The sequence below is a fragment of the Chryseobacterium panacisoli genome (assembly GCF_008274625.1).
Taxonomy (GTDB): domain Bacteria; phylum Bacteroidota; class Bacteroidia; order Flavobacteriales; family Weeksellaceae; genus Chryseobacterium; species Chryseobacterium panacisoli.
The window spans coordinates 82,047-96,580 of record NZ_VTRU01000003.1 but is presented as its reverse complement, the minus strand read 5'-3'; the positions used below and the strand labels follow the sequence as shown (position 1 = coordinate 96,580).

At 37.3% G+C, this 14,534-nt stretch carries 13 protein-coding genes; 6 read left to right on the top strand and 7 right to left on the bottom strand.

The features are described 5' to 3' along the window. The first annotated feature begins 39 nt into the window (after positions 1-39). The gene (locus FW781_RS13585) at positions 40-840 is read left to right on the top strand and encodes an arylamine N-acetyltransferase family protein (RefSeq protein ID WP_149387915.1); all 801 of its coding nucleotides are present in this window, start codon (positions 40-42) and stop codon (positions 838-840) included. A gap of 84 nt (positions 841-924) precedes the next feature. Here FW781_RS13585 and FW781_RS13580 read toward each other — a convergent pair whose 3' ends face one another. After that, positions 925-1,875: a hypothetical protein gene (locus tag FW781_RS13580; RefSeq protein WP_149387914.1), complete on the bottom strand. Its 951-nt coding sequence runs from the start codon at positions 1,873-1,875 to the stop codon at positions 925-927. A gap of 420 nt (positions 1,876-2,295) precedes the next feature. Here FW781_RS13580 and FW781_RS13575 point away from each other — a divergent pair, with 420 nt between their 5' ends. The 4 genes from FW781_RS13575 to FW781_RS13560 all read left to right on the top strand — a co-directional run bounded on the left by FW781_RS13575 (position 2,296) and on the right by FW781_RS13560 (position 4,559). Then, the gene (locus FW781_RS13575) at positions 2,296-2,637 is read left to right on the top strand and encodes a Sec-independent protein translocase subunit TatA/TatB (RefSeq protein ID WP_047383575.1); all 342 of its coding nucleotides are present in this window, start codon (positions 2,296-2,298) and stop codon (positions 2,635-2,637) included. 2 nt (positions 2,638-2,639) lie between these two features. After that, complete coding sequence (locus FW781_RS13570; RefSeq protein WP_149387913.1) at positions 2,640-3,206, top strand: phosphatase PAP2 family protein; 567 nt, start codon at positions 2,640-2,642, stop codon at positions 3,204-3,206. Continuing rightward, positions 3,203-4,015, top strand: a complete 813-nt coding sequence (locus FW781_RS13565; RefSeq protein WP_149387912.1) for a tetratricopeptide repeat protein — start codon at positions 3,203-3,205, stop codon at positions 4,013-4,015. The genes FW781_RS13570 and FW781_RS13565 overlap by 4 nt, the downstream gene beginning before the upstream one ends. Positions 4,016-4,106: 91 nt before the next feature. After that, positions 4,107-4,559 (top strand): tRNA (cytidine(34)-2'-O)-methyltransferase, encoded by a 453-nt coding sequence (locus tag FW781_RS13560; protein ID WP_149387911.1) that lies wholly within the window; start codon positions 4,107-4,109, stop codon positions 4,557-4,559. Between the two features lie 75 nt (positions 4,560-4,634). Here FW781_RS13560 and rlmH read toward each other — a convergent pair whose 3' ends face one another. After that, complete coding sequence (gene rlmH / locus FW781_RS13555; protein ID WP_149387910.1) at positions 4,635-5,108, bottom strand: 23S rRNA (pseudouridine(1915)-N(3))-methyltransferase RlmH; 474 nt, start codon at positions 5,106-5,108, stop codon at positions 4,635-4,637. Positions 5,109-5,481: 373 nt separating this feature from the next. On the opposite strand from rlmH, the gene FW781_RS13550 reads away from it, so the two are divergent. Next, a complete protein-coding gene (locus FW781_RS13550; RefSeq protein ID WP_149387909.1) occupies positions 5,482-6,495 on the top strand; it encodes a YihY/virulence factor BrkB family protein in 1,014 nt (337 codons plus the stop codon). On the opposite strand, the gene nhaA is transcribed toward FW781_RS13550, so the two are convergent. The 5 genes from nhaA to FW781_RS13525 form a co-directional block, all read right to left on the bottom strand. Further along, positions 6,492-7,670, bottom strand: coding sequence for a Na+/H+ antiporter NhaA (gene nhaA / locus FW781_RS13545; RefSeq protein ID WP_149387908.1), 1,179 nt, complete (start codon positions 7,668-7,670; stop codon positions 6,492-6,494). The two genes, FW781_RS13550 and nhaA, sit on opposite strands and share 4 nt — an antisense overlap. A 2-nt stretch (positions 7,671-7,672) precedes the next feature. After that, positions 7,673-9,883: a RelA/SpoT family protein gene (locus FW781_RS13540; RefSeq protein ID WP_149387907.1), complete on the bottom strand. Its 2,211-nt coding sequence runs from the start codon at positions 9,881-9,883 to the stop codon at positions 7,673-7,675. Between the two features lie 109 nt (positions 9,884-9,992). Further along, a complete protein-coding gene (locus FW781_RS13535) occupies positions 9,993-10,358 on the bottom strand; it encodes a hypothetical protein (protein WP_149387906.1) in 366 nt (121 codons plus the stop codon). Between the two features lie 299 nt (positions 10,359-10,657). Further along, positions 10,658-12,595 carry an acetate--CoA ligase gene (gene acs / locus FW781_RS13530; protein ID WP_228720211.1) on the bottom strand — a complete coding sequence of 646 codons (1,938 nt, stop codon included), beginning with the start codon at positions 12,593-12,595 and terminating at the stop codon, positions 10,658-10,660. A 30-nt stretch (positions 12,596-12,625) separates the two neighbouring features. Further along, complete coding sequence (locus tag FW781_RS13525) at positions 12,626-14,512, bottom strand: AMP-binding protein (protein ID WP_149387904.1); 1,887 nt, start codon at positions 14,510-14,512, stop codon at positions 12,626-12,628. Positions 14,513-14,534 lie beyond the last annotated feature (22 nt).

Sequence of the window (14,534 nt, the reverse complement as noted above, 5' to 3'; positions counted from 1 at the left end):
AAACAGTCTTTCCGCTTTTTAAAAACAAAAAAACAAATTATGAATACATTAAACCTGGAAAAGTATTTCGAACGGATTCATTTCTCCGGAACTCCAGAAATGAGTATGGAGGTATTGAAAACAATACACCAGCTTCATCCTAAACACATTCCTTTTGAGAATATTGACTCTTATACAGGAACAGTGCCTTCTCTGGATCTGGATGATATTTTTAAAAAACTGGTTACAGAATCACGTGGAGGATATTGCTATGAACAAAACCTGCTTTTAAGCGAAGTTTTAAAACATTTAGGATTCAATGTAAAATTGCAGCTTGGAAGAGTAGTGTGGGGAAGGCAAGAAGACAGCGTTGCGGCACAGACTCATTTGTTACTGATCGTTGATTTTGGAGGTGAAAAGTATATTGTAGACTGTGGATTTGGAACAGCTACACTTACAGCACCCGTCCTTTTAAATAAAGAAGAACCTCAGCAAACACCCAACGGGATATTTAAAGTTACCTGTAAAGATGAAACCTATACCCTCTGGATGCTGAAAGAACAATGGTTTCCTGTGTATCGCTTCATACCTGAACATGTAGAGCCCATTGATCTTAATATCTCTAACTGGTATTTGTCTACCCATCCGGATTCTCATTTTAAGAACAAACTGATTCTTTCAAAAGTAGATGAGAATGTCCGTTATACCTATACAGACCATGTCCTGAATATCCGGTCTGATAATGGTGAAAAAGAATCCATATCTATAGAAAACGATATGAAGTTGTATGAAATACTGATGAATACTTTCGGACTGAAAGAAAATGCAGTAGAAGTATTGAAATCAAAATCTGGAAACTGATACCTTTAAATACAGCCTTGATATAAAATACAAACGGGAAGCTCAGCAAGCTTCCCGTTTTTTTGAAATCTGATTTTATGAAAATTATGGATAAAGGGATTTTGTCCCATTACTTACAATATTACTGCCCAACCCTGAGAATGACACAGAGAAATTGCTGCTATTAAAGCTTAAAGAACCTGTAGGAGTACAAAGTCCCAATGCATAGCGACATTGTCCGTAAGCTCCTGTTCTTTTTATAATCTTACTTTCACTTTTCGCTTTTCCTAAACTGATATATCCCCAATCGCTTACATCGGCATTGGAAACTGTAGAACCGGAATAATAAATCGTAATCTGATATCCTGCTTCACCTCTTTTGGATCCCCATAGCCAGTTTGCTGTCCACCATTGTTTATACCAGGTAGACACTACTTTTGCTGCCTGATTGTTGTTGGAAGCTTCGGTATTTCCACGTGGATCCATCATGATAAGACCTCCGAAAACATTGTCCCAGATAATCCCTGAATCTTTGTAAAAACACAAAGTAGTAAATTTTCCGTTTTTGCTGTTCCACGTTATCTCCATAACATTAATCCCGGATTTCACTTCCTCAGTAACAGCCTCTCTCAATCCCTGCTGAGCTGTTGCAAGATCATCTCCGGTATATAAATCTCCAATTTTTCCAATCTTTACAGAAGACGGATCCATGATATTACCTGATGCTATAAACTGGTCTTTGTCTGTAATCAGGCTTTGGGAAAGGTCAATGCCTTTTTGGGTTGAAATTTTTCCCAATGCTTTTACTTCTGCAATCTGCAGATCATTGTTGAGATAAGTTTCAAGGTTTTTTCTGGATTCGTTCAATTGAAGCTGTACTGCTTCAGGGACAATTTGAGAAGAAAGAGGAGTGATCTCTTTTTTCAGGTCAGCGGCGGTTATTTTTGCCTGCACTGTTTCCTGCTGATTCATTTCGCTGTTTTCATTCTGACAGCTATAAAGTGCCAATACCGATAATACGGCGAAAACTTTAAAAGTAGTCACTAGTTTTTTCATACTATATATTTGTTTGGTTGTGTGTTATAAATATACAGAATTATTGTGTAATTCTCATCGTCTTGAATTAAGTATTTGTTAATTTAGAGGGGACAGGAATTAGGTGGTGGGTAGGAGGTAGCAGGGATAAGGTACTAGGGGAAATATTCTGTGAAATAGTAATGAAGGTTTATTGAAGTGAATGGTGAATTTTTGGATGGAGAGTTTAGAACCAAGAATCAAGAGCCAAGAATCAAGATAATGATAACTTAAATAGAACCAGCAACAAAAAGAAACCCGCAACAAAATAAACTTGCAACCCATAACATTAAACATTAAACATTAAACCTTGAATTCTGAGTCTGATTACAAAATCTTAAAATTTGTTTAAATTTTTAGTTTACCATCCATAAATGCAATAATCTTTCGTAATTTTACGGCATGGAATTAAGCATTGGAGAAATGGCACTCATTGCCATTGCAATCGTTGTATTATTCGGACCGGATAAACTGCCTCAGATTGCGCGTGACTTAGGTGCAGGCGTTAGAAAAATGCGTGGAGCAGTAGAAGATATCAAAACTGAAATCATGAAAGAAACAGATAATCCTGTTTCTGAAATAAAGCGTGAGATTGAAAAGGTAAAAGATGCTGCCAAAGATTTCAACCCGATGAAGGATATTGAAAAAGATATTCTGACAGAACCCGGTTCTCTTGCTTCTAATGAGCCTCCAAAACCGAAGCCGGCTGATGATGAGACTTATGAAGGACCTGTAAGCAGATAATCATGGAGGAGATCATTCAGGAAGATAAAAAGGTATTTCTATACCTTAATAATTTGGGCGATTCATCTTTCGATCAGTTTTGGATGCTGATTTCAAGTACCTGGATCTGGGTACCTCTTTATATTATTTTTCTTTATTTTTTATACAAAAATTATCAACTAAGAACTTTAGTTTTTATTCTCATATTTATAGCACTTGGCGCTGTCGTTTCGGATCAGCTGGCCAATGTTTTCAAATATGGGGTAGCGAGGTTAAGGCCATGCCATGACCCTACTTTGGAACATCATATGAGAATTGTGAAATGTGGCGGACAGTTTGGGTTTTATTCAGCTCATGCTTCCAATACCTTCTTTTTGGCAACATATTTAGGTATTTTACTGAAAAAGAAGATTAAATGGTTTCCTTATGCTATATTTGCATGGGCTCTGGTTGTTTCGTACAGCAGAATCTATTTAGGAGTGCATTTCCCAATTGATATTTTGGTGGGGGCGTTTGTTGGATCTTTATTGGGAGTGATATTTGGTGCACTCGCCAAAAAAGTGATCAATAAACAAACTATAACCTCATGAAAAAAACTTTATTATTAGTAACTTCCCTTTGTTTTTCCCTTAATTTCTATGCCCAGGATAAAAAACTGGCCGAAGACTGTTTTAATAAAGCTGACTATAAGTGTGCTGAAGAGCAATACTTAAAACTGGCTGAGAAAGAACAGATTCAGAAATTTCAGTCAGAATATTATGACTATCTCGGAACAGCTCAGAGAAGGCTGGGAAAGACCACTCAGGCTTTTAAATCTTATGATTCTGCTTTAAAAGCAAACCCTATGTCGGTTTCCGTATATGTGAACCTGTCATCGCTTTACAGCCAGAAAGGAAACAAGGTAAAAGCATTGGAATACGTAGAAAAAGGATTGAAAGTGAATCCTGAAACTCCGGATTTATATCTTACCCGTTCCAAAATCTACGATAGCCAAGGGAAAAAAGATCTTGCCATCAAAGACCTCAATCAGATTCTGACATTTGCACCCGATAATATTTTTGCAAAAACAGGACTTGCCAATCTGAAAAAAAATAATGGTGACCTGGACGGAGCTTTAAAAGATTATAATATACTTCTTGCTGAAAAACCGGAATCATTGCTTTATAACGGCCGTGCTGATGTGTACTTTAAAATGAAAAAATATAAAGAAGCACTTACCGATGCCAATAAAGCCATTTCTATAGATCCGAAATTTGCACAATCTTATGTGAGCAAAGCCATGATTCTGCTTGATACTTCCAAACTTAAGGAAGCCTGCGCGAATCTGGATAAAGCAGTTGCTTTGGGCTACGAAAAAGCAGTTTTGGCAGATTCCTATGCTAAATGCAGTAAGAAATAAATTGAATTTACAATTCTGATTATTTAATTAAATCCAAACGAAAATACTAACCCTGGTTTAACTGTTTTAAAAAACGAATAAAGAGATAGAGATGTTGAATATTGTTCTTGTAGAACCCGAAATACCGAATAACACAGGAAATATCGGAAGATTATGTGTAGGAACCGAAAGCAGATTACACCTGGTTCATCCATTTGGGTTTGTAATTAATGATAAAAACCTGAAGCGTTCCGGATTGGATTACTGGGTACATCTCGATGTCTCTGAATATGCAGATATTGAAGAATGGATAAATCAGATTCCTGATAAGTCCCGTGTTTTTTTGATGAGTTCGCATGCTGAAAAATCATATCTGGAAACCGATTTTCAGGATGGAGATTGGCTGGTTTTCGGAAAAGAAAGTGTGGGCCTGGGTAAAGAAGTTCTGGACCGTTTTGAAAATCATCTTACAATTCCTATGTCAAAGCTGATCAGAAGCTTTAATATTGCCAATTCCGTTGCTTTTGTAGTGGGAGAGGCAAAGAGACAGATTGGTCTGAAATAACAGATTTCAATAGACAAAAAAGCGATAAACCTAAAGAAATACCATCCCTTCTGATTGAATCGGAAGGGGTTTTTATTAATCGTTATGATAAGGTTTACCCTGTAAAATCTGATCAGCACGGTAAAGCTGTTCTACAATAAACAGACGGATCATCTGGTGGGTAAAGGTCATTTTGGATAAAGACATTTTTTCATTCGCTCTGCTGTAAATCTCTTCAGAAAAGCCATAAGCGCCTCCAATCAGGATATGTACTTTTTTCACAGAAGAATTCATCCAGGTATCAATTTTCTGTGAAAATTCACGGCTGGTAAACTGCTTTCCTTTTTCATCAAGAATAACGACCAGATCGTTTTTGTCGATATGATTTAAAAACAATTTGGCTTCTTCTTTTTTAAGAAGGTCAGAAGAAAGATTTTTGGCGTTTTTAACATCCGGAATTTCAGTGATTTCAAAATTCCAGTGTTTAGGTAAACGGTTAAGATAGTAATTAATTAAAGACGTAATTTCCTTATCGTCTGTTTTACCGATACAAAGTAAACTGATTCGCATTGTAAGAAGTTTCAGAGGGCAAAGATAGGGCTTCGGAGGGTAATGTTCAAAGTTTTGTAATGTTGCTATTATTTTTGTTGCTGGTTGCTGGTTGCTAGTTGCTAGTTGCTGGTTTATTTTGTTGCTGGTTTTGTTTAGATTGTTATATTTTGATTCTTAGTTCTTAGTTCTGAATCTCCATAAAAAAATTCACCATTCACTTGCGAAGCAAAGTTCATCATTGACTTCAATGAACCTTCATTACTATTCCACAGAGTATTCCCCCTAATCCCTCGTTTCTGCTACCTGCCACCTAATTCCTGCTACCTATCGCCCTGTATCTATTCTCTATTTAATTTAATTCCCCTACATTTGTATAAAGACAAACAGATCGATGAGTGTAAAGGTTCCCAGATTTATTTTGAAGATTCAAGAGTTTTTTGACAGCATCCATATTCCTGTTTTGGGAATATCGCTTTGGCAGATGTTTCAGATCTATATCTCCGGGATTTTCAAAGGGAAAATTGGCAGAAAGGCTGCTGCTATTTCCTGGAGCTTTACCATAAGTCTTTTTCCGTTTATTCTGTTTTTGCTTTCCGTTTTGCCTTATATGCCGCATTATGATAAACTACAGTTCTATATTTTTGATGTACTGATGCATAATGTTTTCCCATCAAATATGGAAGGAGACGTCAGAGGATATATAGAAAGCAATATTATCCCAAATATGAGAGGAATCAGTAATCTGACCATTGTTCTGGCGCTTATTTTTGCCACGAATGGTACATTCTCTCTGATCAATGGTTTTAATGAAAATACGGATGAAAAACTGAGTGATGTAAAGGAGTTTATTCTTTCATTCTTTATTACAATAGGCTTTATCACTATTGTTTTTTTAGCACTTTTCGGGGTGTATTATGTGGAAGTTGTGATGAAACTGTTTACGCCGGCTTATGATATTTCCTGGCTTGTAGATAACCTCTCCAGTATTATCGGATTCGTTTCTTTTCCTCTTTTTTACTTTATCCTTCTGACTTTATTTTATTGGCTGGGAACTGTGAAAATTACACGATTTCGCCAGGCGGTTCCGGGTGCTATTTTAACCACGATATTATTTGTTGTCACTACTTATATTTTTGCTATTTATGTAAAGGATATTGCGAGGTATAACGTGCTGTACGGATCCATCGGAAGTATGATTCTGCTGATGGTTTGGGTGAATGTGAATGTATATCTGCTTTTATTCGGAAACGAACTGAATATGGCCATCAGAAAGCTAAGAATTGAAAAACTGCTGTCTGATGAAATCCAGAGAGAAACAATACACTACCACAGCCAGATTACAGAACCTGACTTTGAGGGTGATGAAGAACATAAGAGAAAACTGGAAACCCGAAAGAAAGATTAATTCTCTTCCAGTTCGGGATTTTCTTTTGAACTTATACTTAATATGGTAAATCCTGCAATGGCAGCTATAAAGGAAGCAATCAAAATAGCAAATTTTGCTTCATCCTGAATAGGAATTTCTCCTTTAAAGGAAAGTAGTGCAATAAAAATGGACATGGTAAATCCAATTCCGGCCAATAGACCCACACCAATCATTTGAAGCCAGTTGCTGTTCTGAGGCAGAGAACTAAGCTTTAATTTGATAGCAATGAGTGAAAACAGATTGATACCGATCAGTTTCCCCAATACCAAACCGCAAATAATTCCCAATCCTAAAGTACTTGTAGCACCGGCAACCATTTCACTGGAAAAAGTGATATTGGTATTCGTTAAAGCAAATATAGGCATGATCAGAAAGCTTACCGGAATGTGAAGCTGATGCTCCAGTTTTTCCAATGGTGATATTTCTACATTGGAAGCGTTGGTTGGTATTGAAAATGCAAGTACAACACCTGCTATGGTGGCATGAATTCCGGAGTGATGAAGGAAATACCATAAAAATAGTCCGGGAATAATATAAAATATAGTTCTGGTTACCTTTAAAAAATTTAAAATAAATAGGAGGGCAGTTACTCCGAAAGACAATAGGAGGTAGCTCCAGTGAATTTGTTCGGTATAGAAAATAGCAATCACAAGAATAGCACCAAGATCATCTACAATAGCCAATGCAGCTAAAAATATCTTGATAGAGTTCGGAATTCTTTTCCCTAACATTGAAATAATCGCCAGTGAAAAAGCAATATCTGTAGCCATCGGAATTCCCCAGCCATTGCTGTATTCTGTTCCGGTGTTGAAAATACTGTAAACCACTGCCGGAATAAGCATTCCGCCTACCGCAGCAAAAATGGGAAGCGAAGCATTTTTAAATGATGAAAGTTCACCTTCTACAAGTTCCCGTTTTATTTCAAGGCCTACCAGAAGGAAGAATACCGCCATCAAACCGTCATTGATCCAGATGCTGACAGGATATTCCAGTCCAAAAATATGGGTACCCACTTCCTTGTCTAAAAAATGCTGGAAATTCTCTGCAGCAGATGAGTTGGCAATAAGTAATGAAACCAGTACACAGAAAATAAGAATAATTCCTGAAGACTGGCTGTTGTTGAAAAATTTTTTAAAATAAAGAGATAAATTCATGTTTATGATTGTAGTCGTCTCACTCTTGAAACACCATTAATATTTTTAAGTTTTTTGAAAGTTTCTTCCAGCTGTCCTTTATTTTTAACTTCGAGAATGATATTTCCAGTGAAAACACCATTGTTGGATTCAATAGAGAGACTTTTCATATCCATTCCCATGCTTCCGCTGATGACCGTGGTGATATCATTGATCATACCCATTCTGTCAAGTCCTTCAATTTCAATTTTCACTCTGTTTTTGAAACTTTCAGCATTTACCCATTTGGCAGGAATAACACGGTAGTCATATTGTGCTCTGAGATTGATGGCATTCGGGCAACTGTCACTGTGAACTTTAATTCCATCTGAGATGGTAATAAATCCGAAAATTTTGTCCCCTGGAATCACTGTACAGCATTTTGCATAGCTGTAGTTCAGTTTTTCTTCATCTTTCCCAAAGATAATCATATCAAGGTTTTCCTCTTTCGGTTCCTCGAAATGCTGATTTTTTGCCGGAGATTTCCTGAATCTTGACAGTAAATTGTTAAATACGTTTTTACTTTCAATATATTTTCTCAGGCTGCTGACATCCAATTCGTTGCTTTGGAATTTGAGAAACAGCTCTTGAGAAGATTTTAAGTTAAAGAACTTTTGAAGCTTATTAATTTCATCATCATTGAAATTGATTTTCGCATGGCGAAGTTTTCTTTGCAGAATTTCTTTTCCTTCCTCTACCAGTTGATTTTTCTGAGAGTTCAGATAACTTTTGATCTTTGATTTGGCTTTTGAAGTCACTACGAATTCCAGCCAGTCAGATTTTGGTTTCTGATTCTGTGATGAAAGAATATCTACCTGATCCCCGTTTTGAAGGATATAGGAAATAGGAACCAGTTTTCCATTGATTTTAGCGCCCAGACATTTCATCCCTAAGTCGGAATGGACTGAGAAGGCAAAATCCAGGGCAGTAGCATTGGTGGGCAAAATTTTAATTTCTCCTTTCGGGGTAAATACAAATACCTCTTTGGAGTATAAATTAAGCTTAATATTATCCAAAAGCTCCGAAGTAGAGAGGTTCTGCTGTTGTTCCAGTACTTCACGGATTTCGGTTACCCATTTTTCAAAGTTTCTGTCATCAGAACTCTGTTTGTAGCCTTCTTTGTATTTGTAGTGAGCGGCAACCCCTTTTTCAGCGATTTCGTCCATGCGCTCAGAACGGATCTGAACTTCAATCCATTTTCTGTCCGGACCTAAAACCGTTAAGTGTAAACTTTCGTATCCTGTAGAACGGGGCTGTGTAATCCAGTCACGCATTCTTGACGGGTTACTGTGGTATACATCCGTAACGATAGAGTAGATCTTCCAGGCAAGAAATTTTTCATTTTTTGCATCCGATTTGTAAATAATCCTGATGGCATAGTTATCAAAAACTTCTTCAAAGGAAACTCCCTGTTTCAGCATTTTTCTATAAATAGAGGAGATTGCTTTTGCGCGGCCTTTGATTTTAAAGTTTAAGCCTTCTTCACGAAGCCTTTCCGATACTTCTTTAGTAAATTCTTCGATATATCTTTCACGGCTTTCTTTGGCAAGTTCCAATTTTTCCGTGATCTCGTTGTATACTTCCGGGCTATTATATTTAAGTGAAAGGTCTTCCAGCTCAGATTTGATGTTGTACAGTCCAAGACGGTGGGCCATCGGAGCATAGATATACACCGTTTCTGAAGCGATTTTTTTCTGCTTATCCGGAGCCATACTTTCCAGTGTCCTCATGTTATGAAGACGGTCTGCAATTTTAATCAGAATAACTCTGAAATCTTCGGATAAAGTCAGTAATAGTTTTCTGTAATTTTCAGACTGTACAGAGATATTCTGGTGGTTCATGATGGAGATCTTAGTCAGTCCGTTCACGATACTGGCGATTTTTTCTCCAAAGATTTTTTTCAGGTCTTCGTAAGTATAATCGGAATCTTCAATCACGTCATGCAACAGTGCACAGGCAATGGAAGTAGCTCCAAGACCAATCTCTGTCGCTACAATTTTAGCAACAGCAATAGGGTGGTAGATGTAAGGTTCTCCGGATTTTCTCCTTTGATCCTTGTGAGCATCCAAAGCGATATCGAATGCCTTTCGGATGAGTTTATTATTTTCCTCATCCAACGTTCTGTATGTGTTAGAAATCAGGTCCTTATATCTTGCAAGGATCTCTTTATTCTCTTGTTCTAAATCGTAACTCATTTGTGCACATGCCTATAATAAGACGAAAATACGAAATTTTTTAGTTTTTTCAAACATAAAAGATCCGCAGAATACACTACGGATCTTCGGCTATTAGATTTTATATCGATTAGAATTTCACTTCAGAATTCATACCGTCACTTGACGTTTTAATCTTAATTTCGGGACTGCTGTGGATTTCAGCTCTGTTTCTTGCATCAATATACCTTTTGATGGTGTCATAATTGGTTTCATTGATCTTCATATTCTCAAATAAATATGATTTCAATGCTGCATTCTGAAGAAATGCATTTCGTGCAAGATCTATCTGATTAAGATCATTTACGGTAACACTTGCCAAATATTGGGAATTACCGGAACCATCATTAAGGTATACAATGTAATCTGAAGTTCCGAATCCTAAATTTTCCAGATCACTTTCCAGTTTTTTGTAGTCGCTGTGATGACCAAATACTCCAGCTAAAATATGTGACATAGTTAATTGGTTTTAAAGTTCTGATTAAAGTTAGTAATAATTTTCTTATTATCATTGTATTTAAGGCAATATAATTTGTTAATTAATATTCTGTTTTCAATAGAGTGGAACAATATATGAGAATAATTGTTGAACAGGTGTTTAATTTTAATAATTGGATAATGTTTATTTTCGAAAATAATTCCTTTTCTTATTTTTCCTGTTTTTGGAAAAAATGTACATTAATTATACAGTTAAAACCAATAAAAAGCCCCGAAAACTATTTCCGGGGCTTTCATTGGTTAAAAAATTGAATACATTTAAATTCTTTCGTTTTTGATCTCTTCTACAATTTCAGGATTTAAAAGCGTACTGATATCTCCAAAATTACTGAAATCACCTTCCGCAATTTTTCTCAATATTCTACGCATAATTTTTCCGGAACGTGTTTTTGGAAGTCCGGAAACAAACTGTATTTTATCCAGCTTGGCAATGGGCCCAATCTGATCTGAAATCAGTTGATTGATTTCTTTCTTCAGATTTTCTTTATCACGTCCTTCTCCGGATTCTTTAAGCATTACATAACCGTACAGTGCATTTCCTTTGATATCGTGCGGATAGCCTACAATAGCAGATTCCGCAACGGCAGGATGCTGATTGATACTGTCTTCAATAGGTGCGGTTCCCAGGTTGTGTCCGGAAACAATAATTACATCATCTACACGGCCGGTAATTCTGTAATAACCTACTTCATCCCTCAAAGCACCGTCTCCGGTGAAATATTTCCCGGGAAAAGCTGTAAAATACGTTTCTTTATACCGTTGATGATCACCCCAGATGGTTCTCGCAATTCCCGGCCATGGAAAGCGGATGCAAAGATTTCCCGTCACCTGATTTCCGGCGATTTCATTTCGTTTATCATCCATCAGAACAGGTTGTACACCGGGTAATGGGAGAGTGGCATAAGTAGGTTTGGTAGGTGTTACAAAAGGCAATGGTGAAATCATAATTCCTCCTGTTTCAGTCTGCCACCACGTATCCACAATCGGGCATTTTTTCTTTCCAACGTGATCATTGAACCAGTGCCAGGCTTCATCGTTGATAGGTTCACCTACGGAACCAATTACTTTCAGAGAGCTCAGATCATGTTTGTCTACCCATTCTGCACTTTCTTTCGCTAAAGAACGGATGGCAGTAGGAGCGGTATAAAACTGAGTGATCTTATGTTTTTCAATGACTTCCCAGAAGCGGTCCGGTTCAGGATAGGTAGGAACGCCTTCAAAAATTACGGTGGTAGCTCCATTTAATAAAGGTCCGTAAAGAATGTAGGAATGTCCCGTAATCCACCCGATGTCTGCTGTACACCAATAAATATCATTTTCTTTATAATTAAACACATTTTTGAAGGTGTAGGCGGTATACACCATATAGCCTGCACAGGTATGCAGCATTCCTTTTGGTTTTCCTGTAGACCCGGAAGTATATAAAATGAAGAGCGGATCTTCAGAATCCATAATTACCGTAACAAAATCAGGAGAAGCTTTCTCATACAGATCGGCCATCCAATGATCTCTGCCTTCTTTCATTTTAATCTCGTTGTGAGTTCTTTTTACTACAAGAACGTTTTCAACTGTCGGTGTTTTTTCCAAGGCATCATCAACAATACTTTTCAGGTCAAGAACTTTATTTCCTCTGTAACTTCCATCTGATGTGATCACCATTTTTGCTTCACAGTCATTTACCCTTGAAGCAACTGCTGAAGCTGAGAATCCTGCAAAGATCACAGAATGTACTGCTCCCAGCTTTGCACAGGCAAGCATTGTAATAGCTAATTCAGGGATCATTGGGAGATAAATACAGACTCTGTCACCTTTTTCAATACCCATATCACGTAAAACATTGGCTGTTTTATTAACACGCGTGTATAGTTCGTTGTAAGAAATATGTTGAGCTTCTTCCTTTGGATCGTTAGGTTCCCAGATGATCGCTGTCTTTTCTCCTCTTACAGTAAGATGTCTGTCGATACAGTTTTTTGTAATATTAAGTTTTGCATTTTTGAACCAGGTGATTTTAGCTTCATTCATATCGTACTTAACAACCTTGCTCCATCTTTGGTACCACACGAAATTTTGATCCGCTACCTTATCCCAGAATTTTTTAGGATTTTTGATAGACTTTTTATAATCTTCAAAATACTGTGGTAAATCTTCTATTAAGTAATTTCTCATATCCCTTTCGTTTTTGAAATTTGAATTTATTTTATTTTAAATTTATGTTTAATTTCTGGCTTAAGCCTTGTATTCCTTGATTTTTTCCTGAATTTCATCAATGATTTTCTCATCGTCAATTGTTGAAGGAATCTGGAAATCTTTTCCGTCAAGTAGTGTTCGGATCAGTTTTCTTAAAATCTTTCCGGATCGTGTTTTAGGTAAGCGTTTGACAACCATAGCGTTTTTCAGAAAAGCTACCGCTCCGATTTTGTTGCGGACCATCTGGATGATATCTTTTTCAATATCTTCTTCAGAAATTACTGATCCGTTTTTCAAAACAACAGTAGCAAAAGGGACCTGTCCTTTTAAATCGTCATCAATACCTACCACTGCGCATTCTGCAACATCAGGATGTGAAGAAACAATTTCCTCCATTTCAGAAGTAGAAAGTCTGTGTCCTGCAACATTAATTACATCATCCACTCTTCCTGTGATGAAAATATAACCGTCTTCATCCTGTATCGCACCGTCTCCAGAGAAATAATACCCTTTGTACTGAGACAGATAACTGTTTTCAAAACGTTCGTAGTCTTTCCATATTCCAAGCATAGCGCCAGGTGGAAGTGGAAGTTTGATCACCAGATAGCCTTCGTGATGAGGATCGAGTTCCAGTCCGTTTTCATCAAAAATTTTAATGTCATATCCCGGAACAGGTTTTCCTGCGGCAGCTCTTTTAATCTGATAGCTTTCATCATGAGTCAGCAATCCAAGCATAGGCCATCCGGATTCTGTCTGCCACCAATGGTCTATAGCCGGAATTCCGATATGTTCTGCAAACCAGTCCAGAGTTGCCACATCACATCTTTCACCCGCCAGAAACTGTTTTTTGAAATGGGTTAAATCATATTTTTTTACCAGCTCTCCGTTCGGATCTTCTTTTTTGATTGCTCTGATAGCAGTAGGTGCAGTAAACATCACTGAAACCTTATATTCTGAAATGATTCTCCAGAATGTTCCTGCATCAGGAGTCATGATAGGTTTTCCCTCAAAAATAATAGTTGTGTTTCTGTTGATGAGTGGTCCGTATACTGAAAAACTATGCCCAACTGCCCATCCGAAATCCGAAGCAGCCCAATAGGTTTCTCCCGGTTCAACGCCGTAAACATATTTCATCGAAAATTTTAAAGCAGTTGCATAACCTCCGGTATCACGAACAATGCCTTTCGGCTTTCCTGTAGTTCCTGATGTGTAAAGAAGGTAAAGCGGGTGAGTAGATTCCACAGAAATACAATCTGCCGGAGCTGATTTTTCAACCAGTTCTTCATAATCAATCAATCCCTCGAACATTTCTTCCTGATTATCTACTAGTTTTCTGTTGTACACCACAATATGGTCTACTTTATCCTGTGCGAGTTCAATAGCTTTTTCAACCAGTGGGAGGTAAGGAATTCTTTTGGCAATTTCTACTCCTGCAGTGGCTGTGATTAAAACTTTTGGTTTGCAGTCGTCAATTCTGACTACAAGTTCGTGGGGAGCAAAGCCTCCGAAAACCACATTATGGATAACCCCGATTCTTGCGCATGCCAGCATTGAAAAAAGCGTTTGCGGAATCATAGGCATATAAATAACTGCCGTATCTCCTTTTTTTAATCCCAAAGAAACCAGTCCTCCTGCCAGTTTTGAAATTTCCTCTTTTGCCTGATTGAAGGTGTAGGTCTTCTTCTGATGAGTAACAGGGGAGTCATAAACGATAGCAACCTGATCTCCGAATCCCTCTTCAATATGCTTGTCGATACATAAATAGCACATATTGAGTCTTCCGTCGGAAAACCATTGTGGGTAATCATTTTCACCATTTGAAAGAATCTGTTGTGGGAATTCAAACCATTTGATTTCTTCTGCCTGTTTTTTCCAGAAATCTTCTTTGTTTTCTATGCTTTGTTTAAATAATGTATCTGTATCCATATCAATATCGTGTTTGTTTTTT